This is a genomic window from Streptomyces sp. NPDC048600 (assembly GCF_055587025.1).
Genome location: NZ_JBVJGZ010000002.1, coordinates 266,651 through 287,025, shown reverse-complemented (window position 1 = coordinate 287,025; position 20,375 = coordinate 266,651). Strand labels below are relative to the sequence as shown.

Here is a 20,375-nt window from a genome sequence, read left to right as displayed (position 1 = left end):
GAGTGATTTCGACAGAAAGGGACGGATAACCGGTGTCGACGCCGTTCTATGTCTCACCTCAGCAGGCGATGGCGGACCGGGCGGAGTATGCCCGTAAGGGCATTGCCCGGGGCCGCAGCCTGGTCGTGCTGCAGTTTGCCGACGGCATCGTGTTCGTCGGTGAGAACCCGTCCCGTGCGCTGCACAAGTTCAGCGAGATCTATGACCGGATCGGTTTCGCGGCCGCCGGTAAGTACAACGAGTACGAGAATCTGCGGATCGGTGGTGTGCGGTATGCCGATCTGCGGGGTTACACCTATGACCGTGACGACGTGACGGCGCGTGGTCTGGCGAATGTGTACGCGCAGACGCTGGGCACGATCTTCTCGAGTGTGGGGGAGAAGCCGTACGAGGTGGAGCTGGTGGTGGCCGAGGTCGGCGAGACGCCGGAGTCGGACCAGATCTACCGGTTGCCGCACGACGGGTCGATCGTGGACGAGCACGGTTCGGTGGCGGTCGGTGGCAATGCGGAGCTGATCAGCAACTATCTGGATCAGCGGCATGAGGACGGGATGAGTCTGGCGTCGGCGTTGAAGCTGGCGGTGCAGGCGTTGTCGCGGGAGTCGAACGGTACGCAGCGGGAGATTCCGGCCGAGCGGCTGGAGGTGGCGGTTCTGGACCGTACGCGGCCGCAGAAGCGGAAGTTCCGGCGGATCCAGGGTGGTCAGCTGGAGCGGTTGCTGGAGCAGGAGGGTGCGGCGGTGGAGGAGTCCGAGGAGGAGGGTTCCTCGGAGGAGAGCTGACCGCCTGCCGTACAGACCGTCGGCCGTACTGACCGCTGGCTGTACCGGTCATCGGCCGCACTGACCGTCGGCCGTACCGATGCCGGCCTCGGATGTGTTTCGGGATGCCCCGCGCCTTTGTCAGGCGTGGGGCTTCCGGCGTCTCAGGGGCGTGGTGGGGGCGCTGTGGAGGCGCGGACGACGAGTTGGACGGGGATGTCGCCGCGGTCGGCCTGGTGGCCTTCGAGGACGGCGAGGAGGGCGCGCATGCCGTGTTCGCCGAAGAGTTCGGCGTCGAGGCGGACGGTGGTGAGCTCGGGGTCGATGGCGGTGGCGAGGCCGAGGTCGTCGATGCCGGTGACGGAGAGGTCGTCGGGGATGCGCAGGCCGAGGCGGCGGGCGGCTTTGTAGGTGCCGGCGGCGAGGAGGTCGTCGTCGCAGATGACGGCGGTGGGGCGGGGGCCGGGGGCGGTGAGGGCGGTCTCGGCGGCGGTGCGGGCGGCGTCGATGGTGAGGGGGGTGCGGGTGGTGCGCAGGGTGGTGCCGGGGTGGCGGGTGAGGAGGTCGGCGAGTTCTCGGGCGCGGATCTCGAAGGTCCAGGAGGGGATGTCGGCGGCGAGGTGCAGGATGTGGCGGTGGCCGAGGCCGACGAGGTGGTCGGTGATCTGGCGGATGCCGTCGGTGATGTCGAGGTTGACGGTGGTGGCGCCGTGGCTGCCCTGGGGGTCGCTGTCGAGCATGACGAGGGGGAGCTGGTCGCCGCGCAGGGCGGTGAGGGCGTCGGCGGCCATGGAGGAGGCGATGATGCCGTCGAGGGCGGCCTGGGCGGAGGCGAAGGGGTCGCGGGCGGGGCCGATGCCTTCGGGGGAGGGGTAGAGGACGAGGCCGAAGCCGTGGGCGGCGGCGACGCGGGCGGCGCCGGTGTAGACGCCGGCGAAGAATTCGGTGGTGAGGGCGGGGACGACGAGGAGGACGGTGCGGGTGCGGCCCAGGCGGAGGTTGCGGGCGGCGAGGTTGGGGCGGTAGCCGAGGTCCTGGGCGGCCTGGCGGACGCGGGCGGCGGTGGCTTCGGAGACGCGGCCGCGCCATTTGTCGCCGAGGACGAGGGAGACGGCGGCCTGGGAGACGCCGGCGGCCTGGGCGACGTCGCGGCTGGTGGGGCGTGGGGTGCCGGTTGCCACCGTCCGGGTGCTCCGTTTCTGGGGGTCGTGCGCCGTGTGGCGGGTGGGTGGGGACCTTCGTCGTATGGACGGGTGAACAGCGCACATGGTACGTATGACGGAGGACGTTATACGTAAAACTTCAGCCGGAGAGGCGGATCATGGCCGCGGGGTACCTGGAGATCCTCAGGGCGCGACACGCCGCCCGGCTGCTGGTGGGGACGCTGGTGGGGCGGCTGCCGAACGCCACGGCGGCGATCGCGATCGTGCTGTTCGTGCGGGCCGAGGGCGGCTCGTACAGCCTGGCGGGCGGCCTCGCGGCGGCGTACGGCGTGGCGAACGCGGTGGGCCAGCCGGTGCTGGGGCGGCTGGTGGATCTGCACGGGCAGCCGCGGGTGCAGCTGCCCTCGGCGGTGCTGTCGGCGCTGGCGATGGCGGCCTTCGTGCTGACGGGGCTGGATCCGCTGGCGCTCGCCTACGTGGCGGTGGCGCTGTCGGGTCTGTTCACGCCGCCGCTGGAGGGCGGTCTGCGGGCCCTGTGGCCTTCCGTGCTGCGCCGTGAGGACCAGGTGCACACGGCGTACGCGATGGACGCGGTGGCGCAGGAGGTGATGTTCACGGTCGGCCCGCTGCTGCTGACGCTGGGTGTGTCGGTGTGGTCGGCGCAGGCGGCGGTGCTGGTGCTGAACCTGGTCGGGGTGCTGGGGGCGCTGTCGGTGGTGCTGTCGGGGCCTTCGCGGGCGTGGCGCTCGGCGCCGCGGGAGGCGCACTGGCTGGGCGCGCTGCGTTCGCCGGGGCTGCTGGCGCTGCTGGGGGCGTTCCTGTTCGTGGGGGTGGCGCTGGGGTCCATCACGGTGGCGGCGATGTCGTACGCGGACGGGCACGGTGGTGACGCGGTGTACGGCTGGCTGATGGCGGCGCTGGGGCTGGGCGCTCTGCTGGGCGGTGCGGTGTACGGGGCGCGGCGGTGGGCGGGTGCGCCGGAGCGGCGACTGCGGGTGCTGGTGGGGCTTCTGGCGGTGTGTTATCTGCCGTTGATGCTGATGCCGGGTGCGGTGGCGATGACGGGGCTGGCGGCGGTGTCGGGTGTGTTTCTGGCGCCGGCGATCGCGTGTGCGTTCGTGATCGTGGACCGGCATGCGCCGCGGGGGACGGTGACGGAGGCGTTCTCGTGGCTGGTGACGACGTTCACGGTGGGTGCGTCGGTGGGTACGGGGCTCGCGGGGCCGGTCGTGGAGTGGGGCGGGACGGTGTGGGGGTTCGCGGTTCCGGGGGTCGCGGGGGCGGTGTCGTTGCTGGTCCTGGTGGCGACGGGGCGGGTCCTCGCAGCTCCGGCGCGGGGTGGGGTCGTTGCGGCTTCATCGGAAAATGATCCAGATCGTGCTGCCGAACCCCGTTTCAGTTCAGGGGATCGGGCGTAATGTTCAGTCATGGACCGCCGCATTTTCGGGCTGGAGAACGAGTACGGCGTCACGTGCACGTTCAGGGGACAGCGCCGTCTGTCGCCTGACGAGGTGGCTCGGTACCTCTTCCGCCGTGTCGTGTCATGGGGCCGCAGTAGCAATGTGTTTCTGCGGAACGGCGCTCGTCTCTATCTGGACGTGGGGTCACACCCGGAATACGCGACACCCGAGTGTGACAATGTGACCGAACTGGTCACTCACGACAAGGCCGGGGAGCGCATTCTCGAAGGACTTCTGGTGGACGCGGAACGACGCCTGCACGAGGAAGGAATCGCGGGCGACGTCTACCTGTTCAAGAACAACACCGACTCGGCGGGTAACTCCTACGGGTGCCACGAGAACTATCTGGTGGCCCGGCACGGGGAGTTCTCCCGGCTGGCGGACATTCTCATTCCGTTCCTGGTGACGCGCCAGTTGTTGTGCGGCGCGGGCAAGGTGCTCCAGACGCCGCGTGGTGCGGTGTACTGCGTGAGCCAGCGGGCGGAGCACATCTGGGAGGGCGTGTCGTCGGCGACGACGCGTTCCCGGCCGATCATCAACACCCGTGACGAGCCGCACGCGGACGCGGAGCGGTACCGCCGGCTGCATGTCATCGTGGGCGACTCGAACATGTCCGAGACGACGATGCTGCTGAAGGTCGGTGCGACCGATCTGGTGCTGCGCATGATCGAGGCGGGCACGGTGATGCGGGATCTGACGCTGGAGAATCCGATCCGGGCGATCCGTGAGGTCAGTCATGACATCACGGGCCGGCGCAAGGTGCGTCTGGCGAGCGGCCGGGAGGCGTCGGCGCTGGAGGTGCAGCGCGAGTACTTCGAGAAGGCCGTGGACTTCTGCGAGCGGCGTGGCATCCGTACCGGCACGGTGGAGCAGGTGCTGGAGCTGTGGGGCCGCACGCTGGACTCGATCGAGAGTGAGGATCTGGACCGGATCGGCACCGAGATCGACTGGGTGATGAAGTACAAGCTCATCGAGCGGTACCGGGCGAAGAACAACATGACGATGTCGCATCCGCGGGTGGCGCAGATAGACCTCGCGTACCACGACATCCACCGTCGTCGTGGGCTGTACTACCTGCTGGAGCGCAAGGGTCAAGCGGCGCGGATCTGCAACGACTTGAAGATCTTCGAGGGCAAGTCGGTTCCGCCGCAGACGACTCGGGCGCGGCTGCGGGGCGACTTCATCCGCCGGGCTCAGGAGCAGCGCCGTGACTTCACGGTGGACTGGGTGCACCTGAAGCTGAACGACCAGGCGCAGCGCACGGTGTTGTGCAAGGACCCGTTCCGTTCGGTGGACGACCGGGTGGAGAAGCTGATCGCCGGAATGTGAGCAGGGGGTTCCGGTTCGTGCCGGAACGCCACACGGGCGCCGTACGTTCCTCGTACGGCGCCCTTCTCACGCCGTAGAGTTGCGCGCACGCCCATCCGGAAGATCGATTCGATTACGAGGCCCCCACCGTGCGCCGACGCTCTCTCATCCTTGCCGCTGTTCCCGCGGGACTGGTCACAATCGCCGGTTGTGGTGACGACAAGCCCGATTCGAGCAAGGAGAGCCCCAGCGCGTCGCCGTCCGATCCGGGGGCGCCGAACACCTCGGCGCCGAAGATCGTGGACGGTCCGCTGCCGGCGATCACGGCGGGTGTGAAGTTCGACGAGAAGCCGACGGTGGCGAAGGGTCCGGGTGAGCCGTCGGACCAGCTGGCGGTGAAGACGGTGATCGCGGGCGGTGGCCAGACGGTCGCGGAGAACGACTACATCCAGGCGAACTACCTGGGTCAGATCTGGTCCACGGCGAAGGTCTTCGACAACTCCTACGACCGTGGGACGCCGCTGGTGATCCAGCTGGCGCAGGGCAGCATCATCGACGGCTGGCGGTATGCGCTGCCGGGCAAGAAGGCCGGCAGCCGGGTGCTGATGGCGGTGCCGCCGACCTGGGGTTACGGCAAGCAGGGCAATGCGCAGGCGGGTATCAAGGGCACGGACACGCTGGTGTTCGTGGTGGACATCCAGGCGACGTTCAACGCGAAGAGCTCCGCCAAGGGCGAGGACGTGGCGCAGGACGACGCGGCGCTGCCGAAGGTGGGGACGAACACGGACGGCAAGGCGCCGTCGATCGAGGTGCCCGAGGCGGACGCGCCGAAGAAGCTGGTGGCGAATTATGTCATCGAGGGTGACGGCGCGGAGGTCGGTGCCGAGGACGCCGTGCTGGTGCAGTACAAGGGTGTGCAGTGGTCGAACGGCAAGGAGTTCGACTCCACGTACAGCCGTCAGGCTCTGACGTCGTTCTCGCTGCAGCAGGTGGTGAAGGGCTGGTCGCAGGGGCTGACGGGCAAGAAGGTGGGCAGCCGGGTGCTGATCGTGATCCCGCCGGAGCTGGGGTACGGCGACAACCCGCCGCAGGGCAGTGGGATCGAGAAGGGTGCGACGCTGGTGTTCTCGGTCGACATCCTCGCCAAGATGTGATGTCGCGGCCCCCGTCGCGGGCGTCCTGCCTCGCGGGATGAAAGACTGGGCGGGTTGCTGTGTTCGTAGACAAGCAGGAGCTTTTGACGTGAGCATCGACAAGCCCGAGGTCGACTTCCCGGGCGGCGAGCCCCCGAAGGACCTTGAGATCAAGGACCTGTGGGAGGGCGACGGCCCGGAGGCGAAGGCGGGCGACAGTGTCGCCGTGCACTACGTGGGCGTGGCCTTCTCCACGGGTGAGGAGTTCGACGCGTCCTGGAACCGTGGCACTCCGCTGCGTTTCCAGCTCGGTGTCGGCCAGGTCATCCCCGGCTGGGACAAGGGTGTGCAGGGCATGAAGGTCGGCGGCCGCCGTCAGCTGATCATCCCGCCGCACCTGGCGTACGGCGACCGTGGTGCCGGTGGCAAGATCGGGCCCGGCGAGACGCTGATCTTCGTCTGCGACCTGGTCTCGGTCTGATCGTCGTACCGGAGTTCTGATGAGTCCGGTCGTGGTGCGGTCGTCGTACGACGAGTGCGCCCGGTCCGACCGGAGTCGATCACCTGGGGTCCATGCCTGTCCGGGCATGGGCCCTCGGCTTTTGCCGGGGGACCGCGGGGCGGTACGGTCATCGGTCGGAAGCACCAAAAAGAAGGCGAAGGGCATCGATGGCCATTGCCAAGGCCGAGCGGCTGATGAACCTGGCGCTGTGTCTGCTCGGGACGCGGCGGCCGCTCAGCAAGCGTGAGCTGCGGGACTCCATCGAGGCCTATGTCGAGGCCTTCCGGCCGGACACGGGCGCGGCGGGCAGCGAAGACTCCTTCAACCGCATGTTCGAGCGGGACAAGGACGATCTGCGCGAGCTGGGCCTGGTCATCGAGACCGTGGAGAACCTCGACGGCGAGGTCGGCTATCTCGCCCGCCGCGACTCCAACCGGCTGCCGCCCATCACCCTGGACGCCGAGGAGGCCGCGGCCCTCGGGCTCGCGGCCAAGGTGTGGCAGCAGGCGCGCCTCGCCGGCGCGGCCAGCGGCGCACTGCAGAAGCTGCGCGCGGCGGGCCTGCCCGAGGACGTCGACCCCTATGAGGCGCACGGCGCGCTGGAACCGCGCATCCCCGTGCACGAGGCGGCCTTCGAGCCGCTGATGCTGGCCTGCCGCGACCGCCGCCCGGTCGTCTTCGACTACCGCAAGGCCAACGCCGCCCAGCCCGAGACCCGTCAGGTGGAGCCGTGGGCGCTGGAGTGCTGGCGCGGCCACTGGTACCTGGCCGGCTTCGACCGGGACCGTGGCGCCGAGCGGGTCTTCAGGCTGTCGCGGATCACCGGCCGGGTCCGCAGCCGTGCCGCCCGCTTCACCGCGCCCGTGCCGGACGTGGTCACCGTCCGGGAGACCGTCGCGAGCTGGGCGGGGGAGACCGCCGACCGCAGTGCGCTGATCCGGCTGCGTCAGGGGGCCGGGTACCCCCTTCGGGCGAAGGCCACGGCCGTGCGGGAACTCGGGGACGGCTGGGACGAGTTGGAGATTCCGTACGGACACGGGCTCGATGCCTGGCTGGTGGAGTTCGGTCCGGACGTGGTGGTGCTGGAGCCCGCCGAGCTGCGGGGCGATGTCGTGGACCGGCTGCGTGCCGTGGCCAAGGGCTGAGGGGGAGCGGGCAAGAACGTGGCAGGTAAACCGGTCAGGCCCACGAACGCCATCGACCAGACACGGCGGATGCTGTCGCTGGTGACGTATCTGCGGGAGCGTCCGGGCGCACGCGTGGAGGACGTCGCGCGCGCCTTCGGCATCACCGAGGACGAACTGGTCTCCGACCTCGACGTGCTGCCGATGTGCGGCACGAGTTTCCGCGGCGGCGACCTGCTCGACATCGACACCGACGGCGAGCGCATCTGGTGGCACAACCCGGCCGCGCTCGGCGCGGACGCCGCCGAGCCGCTGCGGCTGGCCGCCGACGAGGCGACCGCGCTGCTGGTCGCCGCGCGCGCGGTGGCCACGCTGCCGGGGCTGCGCGAGAGCGACCGGCAGGCGCTGCTGCGGGCGACCGCCAAGGTGGAGGCCGCGGCCGGCGAGGTGGCGGGCGCCAGTTCCCGGCTGTCGGTGACCTTCGAGTCCGAGGGCGGTGTCTTCGCCGATGTCGACCGGGCCATCTCCGAGCGGCGCCGGCTGTGGATCCGCTACTACTCCCCGGCGCGCGACGAGGTCACCGAGCGCGAGATCGACCCGATCCGTCTGGTCAGCGTCGGTCACACCTATGTGGAGGCGTGGTGCCGCCGCTCGGAGGCGCGCCGCACCTTCCGCCTGGACCGGGTCGCGGAGATCCGCATCCTCGACGAGCCGTCGGCGCCGCCGGAGATCGAGCTGCGCGACCTGTCCGAGGCGCTGGTGCAGCCCGCCGCCGAGGACCCGGAGGTCGTGGTCGAGGTCGGTCCTGGCGGGCGCTGGGTCGCCGAGTACTACCCGCACGACAGCGCCGAGGAACTGCCCGACGGCGGTCTGCGCATCAGCCTGCGCACCCCTGACCCGGCCTCCCTCAAGCGGCTGGCCCTGCGCCTGGGCGCCGACGGCCGCATCCTCGCGCCGGCCGACCTCGCCGACAGCGCCCGCCGCGCGGCCGCCGAGGCCCTCGCGGCCTACGACGGTCTGGAGACGCGGGACGGTCTCGGCACGGCCGACGCACCGCGCCCGGCGGCCGGGCGCGGCTCCGGCGACGGTGAGCATGCCTCCGGCGAGCCCCTCGACAGGCAGGAGCAGCAGCTTTGAGCGAGTCGATGTCCTCCGGAGTCATGGGCATGTCGGTGGCGGCCGCGTTCGCCGGGATGAGAAACGTGGCGCCGGTGATGTTCCGGGCCGGCTGCCCCGACTGCCGGGGCCTCTTCGAGCTCGGAGCCGGTGCTCTGCGCCTGGCCATCGGCGCCTCCAGCCGCACCACCTTCTACTCCTTCACCTGCCCGGACTGCGGGGCGGCGGTGCGCAAACCCGCGGGCGAGCGGATCGTGGAGCTGCTGACCGGCGGCGGCGTGCGGACGCTGCGGCTGCACGCGCCCTAGGGGCCTGTCGGGGGCGGACGACTCCGTCGAAGCGCTGCCGGGGAGCCATGGGCACGGGCGGCCCTGGCCGACGGGGAGACCCCCGGGTCCTCCGGTCTCGACGTCCGGCGGGAAGGCCCTGGCTGACGGGGAGGCCCCGGGACCCTCTAATCTCGACGTCATGTTCTGGCCGATGTTCGCGGTTGTGGTGGGTTTCCTCGGTGTCGTCGTCCTCGGGGTGCTCGCGGTGCGGGTGTTCCTGGAGGCGCAGCGTCTGGGCAGACAGGTCACCGAGTCCGCGCGGCGTATCGGACAGGCCACCGAGGACCTGGAGCAGGTGGCGGTGCGCACGGCGCGCGCTGTCGACTCGCTGTGAGGAACGCCGCGCGAGGCTGTGAGTCGCGGCGCTGTACGCGTTTTGGGTGGTATCGCCCTGTCGAGGCTTGAGGCGCGGACGGTACGCTGCTGGTCGCGGCCCGAAGAACGAGGCCCGGACCGCGAACCGGGAGTACGCACGGGGATTGCCTGAGGTTCACCCCCGAGCGTTACGATCGCTGACAAGGCGATCGTTCGGACATTTGTCCGATCGGTCGGACAAGCGCCTACCCATACGCCTCGGTGAGAAGGTAAAGATATGTTCGGCGGCAAGATCGGCCCCCTTGAGATCACCCTGATCCTCGTCATCATCCTGCTGCTGTTCGGCGCCAAGAAGCTTCCGGACATGGCCCGCTCCCTCGGCAAGTCCGCCCGCATCCTCAAGAGCGAGGCGAAGGCGATGAAGGAGGACGGCAAGGCCAGCGCGCCGGCCGACCCGCCGCACCCCGACGAGCAGGCCCCCGCGCAGCGTGTCATCCAGGCCTCTCCCGGCGACGTGAGCAGCTCCCGCCCGGTCAACGAGCCGACGGACTCCACCAAGCGCTGACGCGGGGCCGGTGACCTCCGGCCCGCCGTACGAGATGGGAACGTGGGTTGCTGAAGCCTGCCTTCAAAACGGAGAAGGACCCCGAGGGGCGGATGCCCCTCGCGGAGCACTTGCGTGAGCTTCGCAACCGGCTCGCCAAGGCAGTGCTGGCCATCGTCGTCATCACCGTCGTGGCCGCCTTCTTCTACAACGACATCATCGACTTCTTCACCAAGCCGGTCCTGGACTCGGTCGGGTGTCCCGACTCGTTCAGCGAGCTCGCGAAGGAGAAGGACAGCCCCTGCGCGCAGATCACGATCAACGGTCTGCTGGCGCCCTTCACCCTGGCGCTGAAGGTGTCCCTGATGGCCGGCGTCGTGCTCGCCTCTCCGGTGTGGCTGTACCAGCTGTGGGCGTTCGTCGCCCCGGGACTGCACCGCCACGAGAAGAAGTACGCGTACGCGTTCGTGGCCACCGGTGTCCCGCTGTTCTTCGCGGGCGCCTACTTCGCCTACTCGGTGCTGCCCACCACCGCGAACGTGCTGATCGAGTTCACGCCGTTCGGTGTGGACAACCTGCTGCCGCTGGACGACCTGCTGGACCTCGTCACCCGCATGGTCATCGTCTTCGGACTCTCCTTCGAGCTGCCGCTGCTGCTGGTGATGCTGAACCTCACCGGAGCGATCACCGGCAAGCGCATGCTCGGCTGGTGGCGCGGCATGATCCTGGGCATCACGATCTTCGCCGCCGTCGCCACCCCGAGCACCGAGCCGCTGACGATGCTCGCCCTGGCCGCCCCGATCTGGGTGCTCTACTTCGCCGCCACCGCCATCGCGCTCCTCAACGACCGGCGCAAGCGTCTGCGCGAGGCCATGGGCCCCGGCGACGACGAGGCCTCCGACCTCGATCTCACCCCCGAGGACGTCGGCGGGGTCGAGTCGGTCAACGCCGGCCGTGCGCTGCCCGAGCAGACCACCACGGAACGCGCCAACGGCTACGACGACGTCACCTGATCCCGTGCGGGCCGCGAACGCGGCCCCCTGGATCCGGCCCACCGCGGCACGCGGCCGGGGCGCCCGCGCGGCGCCACCGGCCGCGTTCGCGTTTCCGGCCCTCCTCACCCCCGCGCCCGAGCCCGGGGCCGATCCCCTTCCCGCGGCCCTCTCCGCTGCCGCGTCGCGCGTTTCCGGCCGGTGAACATCTCCGGCCGTCGGCCCGCAGTCGATGCGCGCCTCGGGTCGGCGCACCGGTCGCACGGTCCTGAGCTGCGAAGATCGCCGGGGGCCGGTCATCGGATCCGGTTAATGATCGTCCTGTTGTCAGTGCGGACCGGTACGCTCGAAAGCACGATGACAGAGGACCTCTCACCGGCCCAGCGGTACGCGGAAGCCCGCAAGCGTGCTGCCGAGCAGGCCACCGCGCTCGCCTCGTTCCGCGAGATGTACGACTTCGGCCTCGACCCCTTCCAGATAGAGGCCTGCCAGGCGCTCGAAGCGGGCAAGGGCGTCCTGGTGGCCGCTCCCACCGGCTCCGGCAAGACGATCGTGGGCGAGTTCGCCGTCCACCTCGCCCTCCAGCAGGGCAAGAAGTGCTTCTACACGACACCCATCAAGGCGCTGTCGAACCAGAAGTACTCCGACCTGTGCCGCCGCTACGGCGCGGACCGGGTCGGCCTGCTCACCGGCGACAACAGCGTCAACTCCGAGGCCCCGGTGGTCGTCATGACCACCGAGGTCCTGCGGAACATGCTGTACGCCGGATCGCAGACCCTGCTCGGCCTCGGCTATGTGGTCATGGACGAGGTGCACTACCTCTCCGACCGCTTCCGCGGCGCCGTGTGGGAAGAGGTGATCATCCACCTGCCCGAGTCGGTGACGCTGGTGTCCCTGTCGGCGACCGTGTCCAACGCCGAGGAGTTCGGCGACTGGCTGGACACCGTCCGCGGCGACACCGAGGTCATCGTCTCCGAGCACCGGCCCGTCCCGCTGTTCCAGCACGTCCTCGCCGGACGCCGGATGTACGACCTGTTCGAGGAGGGCGAGGGCCACCGCAAGGCCGTCAACCCCGACCTGACCCGCATGGCCCGTATGGAGGCCAGCCGGCCCTCCTACCAGGACCGCAGACGGGGCCGGGCCATGCGCGAGGCCGACCGTGAACGTGAGCGCCGTCAGCGTTCCCGCGTGTGGACGCCGGGCCGGCCGGAGGTCATCGAGCGCCTCGACGCCGAGGGCCTGCTGCCCGCCATCACCTTCATCTTCAGCCGCGCCGCCTGCGAGGCCGCCGTGCAGCAGTGCCTGTACGCGGGCCTGCGGCTCAACGACGACGAGGCCCGGGAGAAGGTGCGCGTGCTGGTGGAGGAGCGCACCGCCTCCATCCCCACCGAGGACCTGCACGTCCTCGGCTACTACGAGTGGCTGGAGGGCCTGGAGCGCGGTATCGCCGCCCACCACGCGGGCATGCTGCCGACCTTCAAGGAGGTCGTGGAGGAGCTGTTCGTGCGCGGCCTGGTCAAGGCCGTGTTCGCCACCGAGACGCTCGCGCTGGGCATCAACATGCCCGCCCGGTCCGTGGTGCTGGAGAAGCTCGTCAAGTGGAACGGCGAGCAGCACGCCGACATCACCCCCGGCGAGTACACCCAGCTCACCGGGCGTGCGGGCCGGCGCGGCATCGACGTCGAGGGCCACGCGGTCGTGCTCTGGCAGCGCGGCATGAACCCCGACCATCTGGCGGGCCTCGCGGGCACCCGTACGTATCCGCTGCGCTCCAGCTTCAAGCCGTCGTACAACATGGCGGTCAACCTGGTCGAGCAGTTCGGACGGCACCGTTCGCGCGAGCTGCTGGAGACGTCGTTCGCGCAGTTCCAGGCCGACAAGTCGGTCGTCGGGATCTCCCGGCAGGTGCAGCGCAACGAGGAGGGGCTGGCCGGCTACAAGGAGTCGATGACCTGCCACCTCGGCGACTTCGACGTCTATATGGGGCTGCGGCGTGAGCTGAAGGACCGCGAGACGGAACTGGCCAGGCAGGGCGCGGCGGAGCGGCGCGCGGAGGCCGCGGTCGCCCTGGAGCGGCTCAAGCCCGGTGACGTCATCCATGTCCCGACCGGCAAGTACGCCGGGCTGGCCCTGGTGCTGGACCCCGGGCTGCCCGCGGGGCGGTCCAACGGCCATCGCGGCTTCGACCATCATGACGGCCCGCGCCCCCTGGTGCTGACCGCCGAGCGGCAGGTCAAGCGGCTGGCCTCCATCGACTTCCCGGTCCCCGTGGAGGCGCTGGAGCGGATGCGCATCCCCAAGTCGTTCAACCCGCGCTCCCCGCAGTCCCGTCGTGACCTCGCCACCGCGCTGCGCACCAAGGCCGGGCACATCGTCCCCGACCGGCACCGCAAGCGGCGCTCCCAGGCCGCGGACGACCGTGAGATCGCCCGGCTGCGGACCGCTCTGCGGGCGCACCCCTGCCACGGGTGCAACGACCGTGAGGACCACGCCCGCTGGGCCGAGCGCTACCACCGGCTCCAGCGCGACACCTCGCAGCTGGAGCGGCGCATCGAGGGCCGTACCAACACCATCGCCCGTACCTTCGACCGGATCGTCGCGCTGCTGACCGAGCTGGACTATCTGCGCGAGGACGAGGTCACCGAGCACGGCCGGCGGCTGGCCCGGCTGTACGGCGAGCTGGATCTGCTCGCCAGCGAGTGTCTGCGCGCCGGGGTCTGGGAGGGCCTGGACCCGGCGGAGCTCGCCGCCTGTGTCTCCGCGCTGGTGTACGAGGCGCGGGTCGGGGACGACGCGCTCGCGCCGAAGCTGCCCTCCGGCAAGGCCAAGGCCGCGCTCGGCGAGATGGTGCGGATCTGGGGCCGCCTCGACGCGATGGAGGAGGAGTTCCGGATCACCCAGACCGAGGGTGTCGGGCAGCGTGAGCCGGATCTCGGGTTCGCCTGGGCGGCGTACATGTGGGCCTCCGGCAGCGGCCTCGACGAGGTGCTGCGGGAGGCGGAGATGCCCGCGGGCGACTTCGTGCGCTGGTGCAAGCAGGTGATCGACGTGCTGGGGCAGGTCCAGGCGGCGGCGCCGCAGGGTTCGAGCGTGGTGAAGGCCTCCCGCAAGGCCGTGGAGGGACTGCTGCGGGGCGTCGTCGCCTACTCGTCCGTGGGCTGACCTCCGGCGACGGCGGGGGCGGGGGTGCCGGTGGTTCCCCCCGCCCCCGCCGTCTCACAGCAGTGCGGCGATCTCCAGCAGCCGTCGGTCGGTGCCCGCCGGGCCCACCAGCATCACCCCGAAGGGCAGGCCCCCCACCGTGCCCGCCGGGGCGGCCACCGCCGCCATGCCGAACAGGTTGGTGGAGTTGGTGAAGCGGCCCAGGCGGGCGTTGGCCCCCAGGGGGTCCGCCGCCACCTCGGCAAGGGTCGGATGGCCCGGCGTGGTCGGCAGCAGCAGCGCGTCCGCGTCCGCCAGCCCGGTCCGGGCGCGTGTGTGCAGGACGGCCAGGTGGGCCTGGTCGGCGAAGAGACGGTGGGCCGGGATCTCACGGGCCCGGGAGATGATCCCCGCGACCGTGGGGTCGAGCCCCTCGCCTCCCGCGGCGGTCACCTTGTCGACGAACGCACCGACCGCGGTGTACCGCTCGGCGACGAACGCGCCCTCGTAGAGCATCGCGGCCGCCTCTGTGAAGGGGGCGAGGTCGATCGTGCGCAGCAGGGCGCCCGCGTCCTCCAGCCGCTGTACGGCAGCCTCGTAGGCCTCGGCCCAGCCCTCGTCGAGTTCGCCGAGCTGTGCGCGGCCGGGGACGGCGACGCGCCACGGTCCGGAGGCGCGCGCAGGCGGCGGGGGCGGGTCGGCCAGCAGGGTGAGCGCCTCGTCCGCCTCCCGCAGGGTGCGGGTGAAGACGGAGACGCAGTCCAGCGAGGCGCAGGCCGGGACCACACCGGTGGTGGGGACCAGCCCACGGGTCGGCTTCAGGCCGACGACGCCGTTGAATGCGGCCGGCACCCGGCCGGAGCCCGCGGTGTCCGTGCCGAGCGCGAGATCGACCAGGCCCAGGGCCACCGCCACGGCCGAGCCGGAGCTGGAGCCGCCGCTGATCCGCTCCGGGTCGTGGGCGTTTCGGACCGGGCCGTACGGGGAGCGGGTGCCGACCAGGCCCGTCGCGAACTGGTCCAGGTTGGTGGTGCCCAGCACCAGCGCGCCGGCCGCCCGCAGCCGGGCCACCGCGGGGGCGTCCGCCGCGGGCTCGTAGGCGTAGGCCGGGCAGCCCGCGGTCGTGGGCAGGCCCGCCACGTCGATGTTGCCCTTCACCGCCAGCAGGCGTCCGGCCAGCGGGAGGTGTTCGCCCGCGGCCGTGCGGGCGTCCAGGGCGCGTGCCTCGGCCTCCACCTCCGTACGGTCGCGCAGGTCGATCCAGATCTCCGGGCGGTCGACGGCCTCGATGGTTGCGAAGGCGGCGTGGACGCGGGAGAGAGTGGTGGACATCGGCTGTTCCTCCTCAGTCTGCCGCGGGCGCGAGCACCAGCAGGGCCGTGCCCGCCTCCACCTGGTCGCCGGGGCGCGCCAGGATCTCGGTCACCACGCCGGCCACGGGGGCGTGCACCCTCGACTCCATCTTCATCGCCTCCAGCGCGATCAGGGGCTGTCCGACGGTCACCGTGTCGCCCGGGGCCACGTTCAGCTGCCAGACGGAGGCGGCGAACTCGGCCTCCAGCAGCCGTCCGCCCTCGGGTACGTCGATGTCGCCGGGCGGGGCGGGGGGCGCCGAGGCGGCTTCGGCGCGGGCGAACTCGCCCGCCAGCTCCCAGGCGTCGCGCTCGGCCGCGAAGGCGGTCTGCTGGCGGGCCCTGAACTCGGCGATGGACTCGGCGTGTTCGGCCAGGAACGCCTGGTGGCCGGCGAGCGAGAAGGTGCCCTCCTCGATGCGGGGCACGAACCGGCCGGAGACGATGTCGGCGCGCAGGTCCAGCAGTTCGTCGGCGCTCACCGGGTACCAGCGGATGCGGTCGAAGAAGCGCAGCAGCCAGGGCGAGCCCGGCTCGAACGCGCCGCGCTGCTGCCAGGCGGACCACACCTGGGTGGTGCGGCCGACGAACTGGTAGCCGCCGGGACCCTCCATGCCGTAGACGCACAGGTAGGCGCCGCCGATGCCGACGGAGTTCTCGGCGGTCCAGGTGCGGGCCGGGTTGTACTTGGTGGTCACCAGGCGGTGGCGCGGGTCCAGCGGGGTGGCGACGGGGGCGCCGAGGTAGACGTCGCCGAGGCCCAGGACGAGGTACTCGGCGTCGAAGACGGTGCGGTGCACGTCCGCGACGGAGTCCAGGCCGTTGACGCGGCGGATGAACTCGATGTTCCACGGGCACCAGGGGGCGTCGTCGCGTACGCCCGCCATGTAGCGGGCGATGGCCTCGCGGGTGGCCGGGTCGTCCCAGGACAGGGGGAGGTGGACCGTGCGGGAGGGCACGGTGAGCGCGTCGGTGGGCGGCAGCTCCGCCGCGATCTCCCGTACGGCCGCCAGGAGCCGGTCCTGGTCGAGGCGGCGGGGGTCGGCCTGGATCTGGAGGGAGCGGATGCCCGGGGTGAGGTCGGTGACGCCGTCGATCTCCGCCGCCCCGACCGCCTCCATCAGGGCGTGCACGCGCATCCGCAGGGCCAGGTCCAGCTGCATCGGGCCGAACTCGACGAGGAGGTTGTCGTCGCCGCTGCGGCGGTAGGTGATGTCCCCGTCGCGGGCCAGTACGCCGCCGTCGACGATGGCGGGCCGGGGTGTTCCGTCGGCCAGGACGGGCGTGAACCGCACGGTGTCGCCGGGCCGCAGCTGGCCCAGTTTCCAGCGTTCGCCGCTGAGGACCGTCGCCGGGCACACGAAGCCGCCCAGCGAGGGGCCGTCGGGGCCGAGCAGCACCGGCATGTCGCCGGTGTAGTCGACGGCGCCGACACAGTAGGGGGTGTCGTGGATGTTGGACGGGTGCAGGCCCGCCTCGCCGCCGTCGGGGCGGGCCCAGCGCGGCTTCGGGCCGACCAGGCGCACGCCGGTGCGGGCCGAGTTGAAGTGGACCTTCCAGTCGGCGGCGTAGAACTCGCGGATGTCGTCCTCGGTGAAGAACTCCGGTGCGGCGTGCGGGCCTTCGACCGCGCCGATCCGCCAGCTTCCGGTGAAGGAGGGCCTTTCGGCCTCGGGCACCGGTGTGCCCCGCCCGTCCGTGCCGCCGTGCAGGACGTCGCCGGTGCGCAGGGCGCGACCGCCGTGTCCGCCGAACCGGCCGAGGGTGAAGGTTGACGCGCTGCCCAGGAACGGGGGCGCGTCGAGGCCACCGCCGGCGAGCAGGACGTAGGTGCGCAGGCCCGGACCGTCGGGGGTGCCGATCTCCAGCAGGGCTCCCGCCGGGACGGTCACCGGTTCCCACTGGGGGACGGCCGTGCCGTCGACCGTGACCGGTGCCGGGGCGCCCGTCACGCACACCGTCGTGGCGTGACTGAACCTCAGTGCGGGCCCCTGCAGGGTGCATTCGAGGCCCGGCGCGCCCTCGGGGTTGCCCAGCGCGCGGTTGCCCAGGCGGAAGGAGCGGTCGTCCATCGGGCCGGACGGGGGTACGCCGACCTGCCAGTAGCCGGTACGGCCGGGCCAGTCCTGGACGGTGGTGAGGGTGCCGGCGGAGACGACCTCGATACGGGGGGTGGGGTCGGTGACCGAGGCGAGGGTGGCCGTGTTGTGCTCGGCCCGCAGGAAGGCGTCGTGGGCGAGCGCGGCGCGCACCAGGCCGAGGTTCGTCTCGATGCCGTCGACCCGGGTGCGGGCGAGGGCGGCGTCGAGGCGGGCCAGCGCCGCGGCGCGGTCGGGGCCGTGGGCGATCACCTTGGCGAGCATCGGGTCGTACGAGGTGGTCACCTCGGTGCCGGTCTCCACCCAGGCATCGACGCGCACACCCGCCGGGAACTCGACGCGGGTGAGCAGTCCGGCGCCGGGCCGGTGGTCGCGGGAGGGGTCCTCGGCGTACAGCCGGGCCTCGACGGCGTGGCCGCGGGGCGGGCCCGGGTCGCGGACGACGTCCTTCTCGCCGCGGGCGAGGCGGAGCATCCAGGCGACCAGGTCGACGCCGTAGATCTCCTCGGTGACGGGGTGCTCCACCTGGAGCCGGGTGTTGACCTCCAGGAACCAGGCCTCCTCGCGGGCGGCGTCGTACACGAACTCGACGGTTCCGGCGGAGCGGTAGCCGACCGAGGCGCACAGGTCGCGCGCGTACCCGGCGATCCGGTCGCGGACGTGGCCGGGCAGGCCCGGGGCGGGGGTCTCCTCCAGCACCTTCTGGTTGCGGCGCTGGAGGGTGCAGTCGCGGTCGCCGAAGGTGACGACCCGGCCGTCGCCGTCCCCGAAGACCTGCACCTCCACATGGCGGGCGTGTTCCACGAGGCGTTCCAGGAAGACGCCCGCGGAGGAGAAGGAGGCGGCGGCCACGCGCTGCACCCGCTCCCAGGCTCCGGCGAGTTCGCCCTCGGAACGACATGCCGACATACCGATACCACCGCCCCCGCCGGTGGCCTTCAGCATCACGGGGTAGCCGATGCGGGACGCCTCGGTCAGGGCCTCGTCGAGGGATGCCAGCAGCCCGGTGCCGGCCGCGAGCGGCACGCCCGCGGCCGTCGCCGCGGCGCGCGCGGTGTGCTTGGCGCCGAACAGTTCCAGCTGCTCGGGCGTCGGGCCCGCGAACACGATCCCGGCGTCCTCGCAGCGCCGCGCGAACGCCGCGTCCTCGGACAGGAAGCCGTAGCCGGGGTGGATCGCGCCCGCCCCGGTGTCCTTGGCGGCGCGCAGCACGAGATCGGGGTCGAGGTACGACTCCTTCGCCGGGGCCGGGCCCAGGCGTACGGCGGTGTCGGCGAGGCGGACGTGCGGGGCGCCGCGGTCGGCGTCGGAGTACACGGCGACCGTGCGCAGGCCGAGTTCGCGGGCGCTGCGCAGGACGCGGACGGCGATCTCGCCGCGGTTGGCGATCAGCAGGGTGTCGAAGGTCATGCGGCGCCGCCCTCGGTCGTCGTGGGCGTGGCGGTCTCGGCGGTCGTCGCGGCGGTGCCGGGTGCCGTGGGTTCCGGGTCCTCGATCGTCATCTGTACGGCCGTCGGCTCGAAGCCGTTGCAGGGGTTGTTGATCTGCGGGCAGTTGGAGACCAGGACCAGCACGTCGCGCTCGGCCCGCAGGGTGAGGGACAGGCCCGGTGCGGAGAGGCCGTCGACGATGCCGAGGGTGCCGTCGGGCTCGACGGGCACGTTCATGTACCAGTTGATGTTGGAGACGAGGTCGCGCTTGCCGAGGCCGTACCGGGCGCCCTCGGCGAGGAAGTTGTCCACGCAGGCGTGCTGGGCCCAGGTGTGGTGGCCGTAGCGCAGGGTGTTGGACTCCTTGGAGCAGGCGCCGCCGACCGTGTCGTGGCGGCCCACGTCGTCGGAGACGACCGTCATCAGCGGGGTGTGCTCGCCGGAGAGCAGCACGCTGCCGGTGGTGAGGAAGATGTTGCCCTGCGCGTGGACGGTGTCGGGCGCGCTGTAGCGGACCGAGGTGTCGTGGGCGTCGTAGAGGAGGAAGTCGACGGCCTGGTTGCCGTGCAGGTCGGTGACGGTGAGGGTCTGGCCGGTGCGCACGACGGCGGACCAGGCGGCGCGGGCCGGGACGACGGTCTTCATGCGAGCCCCCTCGCGGCGAGGAATTCGGTGGTGTTGAGGAAGGCGCGGTGGCCCTCCGGGGTGGCGTCCCACAGGGGGTCGCCGGGTGCGGTGGGTGCCGCGCGCCAGGCCAGGACCTCCAGTGGTGTGCTGCGGTAGTCGGGGCGCGGGTCGGCCGGGTGCGGCACATTGGCGATCAGGACCGTGACGTCCTGTTCGGCGCGCAGGGTGACGCTGGTGCCTGGGCCGGCGGAGCCGGTGAAGTCCAGGGAGCCGTCGTCGGTGACGCGTACGCCCTGGAAGAAGGAGAGCGAGGGTGGCAGGTCGCGCGGCTCCAGGCCGTTCTTGGCGGCGGCCAGTTTCAGCAGTTCGCGTCCGGCGGGGGAGGCGGACTGCGGGGTGCCGTCGCCGTAGCGGGCGGTGTTGCGGGCGAGCGTCGAGGTGCCGCACAGGGCGTCGTGCCGGCCGGAGGTGTCGGCGACGACCGAGGCCAGCACGCGGCCCTGGTCGGACAGCAGCAGCACTCCCTCGCCCAGGTAGGCGTTCCACTGCACCTTGACCGTGTCGGCGACGTTGAGCCGTTCGAAGGGGCGGTCGGCGGCGTACAGCAGGAGATGCGCGCAGGCGTCTGCGTGCGGGTCGGTCAGCCGCAGTTCGGTGCCGCGGGCGAGGACGCGGTGGGTGTAGTTGCCGCCGGCCACGGTCTCGGCCCAGACCAGGTGGCCCGCCGCGCAGGGCGGGGCCGGCCAGTCGCGGGCCGGGACGACGGGCATGGCCTCGGCGTGTGTGCCGTCCTGGGCGCGGGCGTGGGCGCGGGCTCCGTGCGGGGTGGCTGTCGCCATGGATGGACCTCCGGCTCCGGTGCGGTTTCTGTCGCGCGACAGAAATTAGGAGGGGGGTGGGTCGGCGGCGTTGCCCCGCGGTTGCCGCGCCGTTACCGGGCGCTCACTGCGGGGGCAGGGAAGGGGGTGTGGGTGAGCGG

16 protein-coding genes and 1 pseudogene are annotated in these 20,375 nt (G+C 71.5%); 12 read left to right on the top strand and 5 right to left on the bottom strand.

The annotated features are described in order from the left end of the window. Window positions 1–32 precede the first annotated feature (32 nt). Window positions 33–782 carry a proteasome subunit alpha gene (prcA, locus tag ACZ6SQ_RS03480; protein WP_469556289.1) on the top strand — a complete coding sequence of 250 codons (750 nt, stop codon included), beginning with the start codon at window positions 33–35 and terminating at the stop codon, window positions 780–782. 143 nt (window positions 783–925) lie between these two features. On the opposite strand, the gene ACZ6SQ_RS03475 is transcribed toward prcA, so the two are convergent. Next, the gene (locus ACZ6SQ_RS03475) at window positions 926–1,942 is read right to left on the bottom strand and encodes a LacI family DNA-binding transcriptional regulator (RefSeq protein ID WP_469556286.1); all 1,017 of its coding nucleotides are present in this window, start codon (window positions 1,940–1,942) and stop codon (window positions 926–928) included. Window positions 1,943–2,082: 140 nt separating this feature from the next. Between ACZ6SQ_RS03475 and ACZ6SQ_RS03470 the strand changes: the two genes are divergently transcribed. The 11 genes from ACZ6SQ_RS03470 to ACZ6SQ_RS03420 all read left to right on the top strand — a co-directional run bounded on the left by ACZ6SQ_RS03470 (window position 2,083) and on the right by ACZ6SQ_RS03420 (window position 13,909). Continuing rightward, window positions 2,083–3,342 (top strand): MFS transporter, encoded by a 1,260-nt coding sequence (locus ACZ6SQ_RS03470; RefSeq protein ID WP_469556283.1) that lies wholly within the window; start codon window positions 2,083–2,085, stop codon window positions 3,340–3,342. Window positions 3,343–3,351: 9 nt separating this feature from the next. Beyond that, a complete protein-coding gene (gene pafA, locus ACZ6SQ_RS03465) occupies window positions 3,352–4,713 on the top strand; it encodes a Pup--protein ligase (RefSeq protein WP_386377093.1) in 1,362 nt (453 codons plus the stop codon). A 128-nt stretch (window positions 4,714–4,841) separates the two neighbouring features. Then, the gene (locus ACZ6SQ_RS03460; RefSeq protein WP_469556282.1) at window positions 4,842–5,846 is read left to right on the top strand and encodes an FKBP-type peptidyl-prolyl cis-trans isomerase; all 1,005 of its coding nucleotides are present in this window, start codon (window positions 4,842–4,844) and stop codon (window positions 5,844–5,846) included. An 88-nt stretch (window positions 5,847–5,934) separates the two neighbouring features. Then, window positions 5,935–6,306: an FKBP-type peptidyl-prolyl cis-trans isomerase gene (locus ACZ6SQ_RS03455; RefSeq protein ID WP_386377095.1), complete on the top strand. Its 372-nt coding sequence runs from the start codon at window positions 5,935–5,937 to the stop codon at window positions 6,304–6,306. Window positions 6,307–6,494: 188 nt separating this feature from the next. Then, entirely contained in the window at window positions 6,495–7,472 is a 978-nt protein-coding gene (locus ACZ6SQ_RS03450) for a helix-turn-helix transcriptional regulator (protein WP_469556279.1), read from the top strand. Between the two features lie 18 nt (window positions 7,473–7,490). Next, entirely contained in the window at window positions 7,491–8,588 is a 1,098-nt protein-coding gene (locus tag ACZ6SQ_RS03445; RefSeq protein ID WP_469556278.1) for a helix-turn-helix transcriptional regulator, read from the top strand. Continuing rightward, on the top strand, window positions 8,585–8,875 hold the full coding sequence (locus ACZ6SQ_RS03440; protein ID WP_469556277.1) for a hypothetical protein: 291 nt from the start codon (window positions 8,585–8,587) through the stop codon (window positions 8,873–8,875). Before ACZ6SQ_RS03445 ends, ACZ6SQ_RS03440 begins: the two co-directional genes overlap by 4 nt. Window positions 8,876–9,035: 160 nt before the next feature. Then, complete coding sequence (locus ACZ6SQ_RS03435; protein ID WP_469556275.1) at window positions 9,036–9,230, top strand: hypothetical protein; 195 nt, start codon at window positions 9,036–9,038, stop codon at window positions 9,228–9,230. Between the two features lie 258 nt (window positions 9,231–9,488). Beyond that, complete coding sequence (gene tatA, locus ACZ6SQ_RS03430) at window positions 9,489–9,776, top strand: Sec-independent protein translocase subunit TatA (protein WP_389325872.1); 288 nt, start codon at window positions 9,489–9,491, stop codon at window positions 9,774–9,776. A gap of 47 nt (window positions 9,777–9,823) precedes the next feature. Further along, window positions 9,824–10,768 carry a twin-arginine translocase subunit TatC gene (tatC, locus tag ACZ6SQ_RS03425; RefSeq protein WP_469556271.1) on the top strand — a complete coding sequence of 315 codons (945 nt, stop codon included), beginning with the start codon at window positions 9,824–9,826 and terminating at the stop codon, window positions 10,766–10,768. Window positions 10,769–11,059: 291 nt separating this feature from the next. After that, on the top strand, window positions 11,060–13,909 hold the full coding sequence (locus tag ACZ6SQ_RS03420; protein ID WP_469556269.1) for a DEAD/DEAH box helicase: 2,850 nt from the start codon (window positions 11,060–11,062) through the stop codon (window positions 13,907–13,909). 57 nt (window positions 13,910–13,966) lie between these two features. On the opposite strand, the pseudogene atzF reads toward ACZ6SQ_RS03420, so the two are convergent. From atzF to ACZ6SQ_RS03400, 4 genes and pseudogenes are all read right to left on the bottom strand, one after another. Continuing rightward, window positions 13,967–15,220, bottom strand: a pseudogene (gene atzF / locus ACZ6SQ_RS03415) (allophanate hydrolase); the annotation flags it as partial. 13 nt (window positions 15,221–15,233) lie between these two features. Beyond that, a complete protein-coding gene (locus ACZ6SQ_RS03410; RefSeq protein ID WP_469556265.1) occupies window positions 15,234–18,749 on the bottom strand; it encodes a 5-oxoprolinase/urea amidolyase family protein in 3,516 nt (1,171 codons plus the stop codon). After that, a complete protein-coding gene (locus tag ACZ6SQ_RS03405; RefSeq protein WP_469556263.1) occupies window positions 18,746–19,414 on the bottom strand; it encodes an urea amidolyase associated protein UAAP2 in 669 nt (222 codons plus the stop codon). The genes ACZ6SQ_RS03410 and ACZ6SQ_RS03405 overlap by 4 nt, the downstream gene beginning before the upstream one ends. Next, window positions 19,411–20,235: an urea amidolyase associated protein UAAP1 gene (locus ACZ6SQ_RS03400; RefSeq protein ID WP_469556261.1), complete on the bottom strand. Its 825-nt coding sequence runs from the start codon at window positions 20,233–20,235 to the stop codon at window positions 19,411–19,413. Before ACZ6SQ_RS03400 ends, ACZ6SQ_RS03405 begins: the two co-directional genes overlap by 4 nt. Window positions 20,236–20,375: the final 140 nt, after the last annotated feature.

Bases quoted from the DNA above. Each gene is read 5' to 3' on its own strand.
- ACZ6SQ_RS03420 (WP_469556269.1), top strand. From the start codon at position 11,060: ATGATCGTCCTGTTGTCAGTGCGGACCGGTACGCTCGAAAGCACGATG.
- ACZ6SQ_RS03435 (WP_469556275.1), top strand. From the start codon at position 9,036: ATGTTCTGGCCGATGTTCGCGGTTGTGGTGGGTTTCCTCGGTGTCGTC.
- ACZ6SQ_RS03410 (WP_469556265.1), bottom strand. From the start codon at position 18,749: ATGACCTTCGACACCCTGCTGATCGCCAACCGCGGCGAGATCGCCGTC.
- ACZ6SQ_RS03450 (WP_469556279.1), top strand. From the start codon at position 6,495: ATGGCCATTGCCAAGGCCGAGCGGCTGATGAACCTGGCGCTGTGTCTG.
- ACZ6SQ_RS03405 (WP_469556263.1), bottom strand. From the start codon at position 19,414: ATGAAGACCGTCGTCCCGGCCCGCGCCGCCTGGTCCGCCGTCGTGCGC.
- pafA (WP_386377093.1), top strand. From the start codon at position 3,352: ATGGACCGCCGCATTTTCGGGCTGGAGAACGAGTACGGCGTCACGTGC.
- ACZ6SQ_RS03470 (WP_469556283.1), top strand. From the start codon at position 2,083: ATGGCCGCGGGGTACCTGGAGATCCTCAGGGCGCGACACGCCGCCCGG.
- tatA (WP_389325872.1), top strand. From the start codon at position 9,489: ATGTTCGGCGGCAAGATCGGCCCCCTTGAGATCACCCTGATCCTCGTC.
- ACZ6SQ_RS03400 (WP_469556261.1), bottom strand. From the start codon at position 20,235: ATGGCGACAGCCACCCCGCACGGAGCCCGCGCCCACGCCCGCGCCCAG.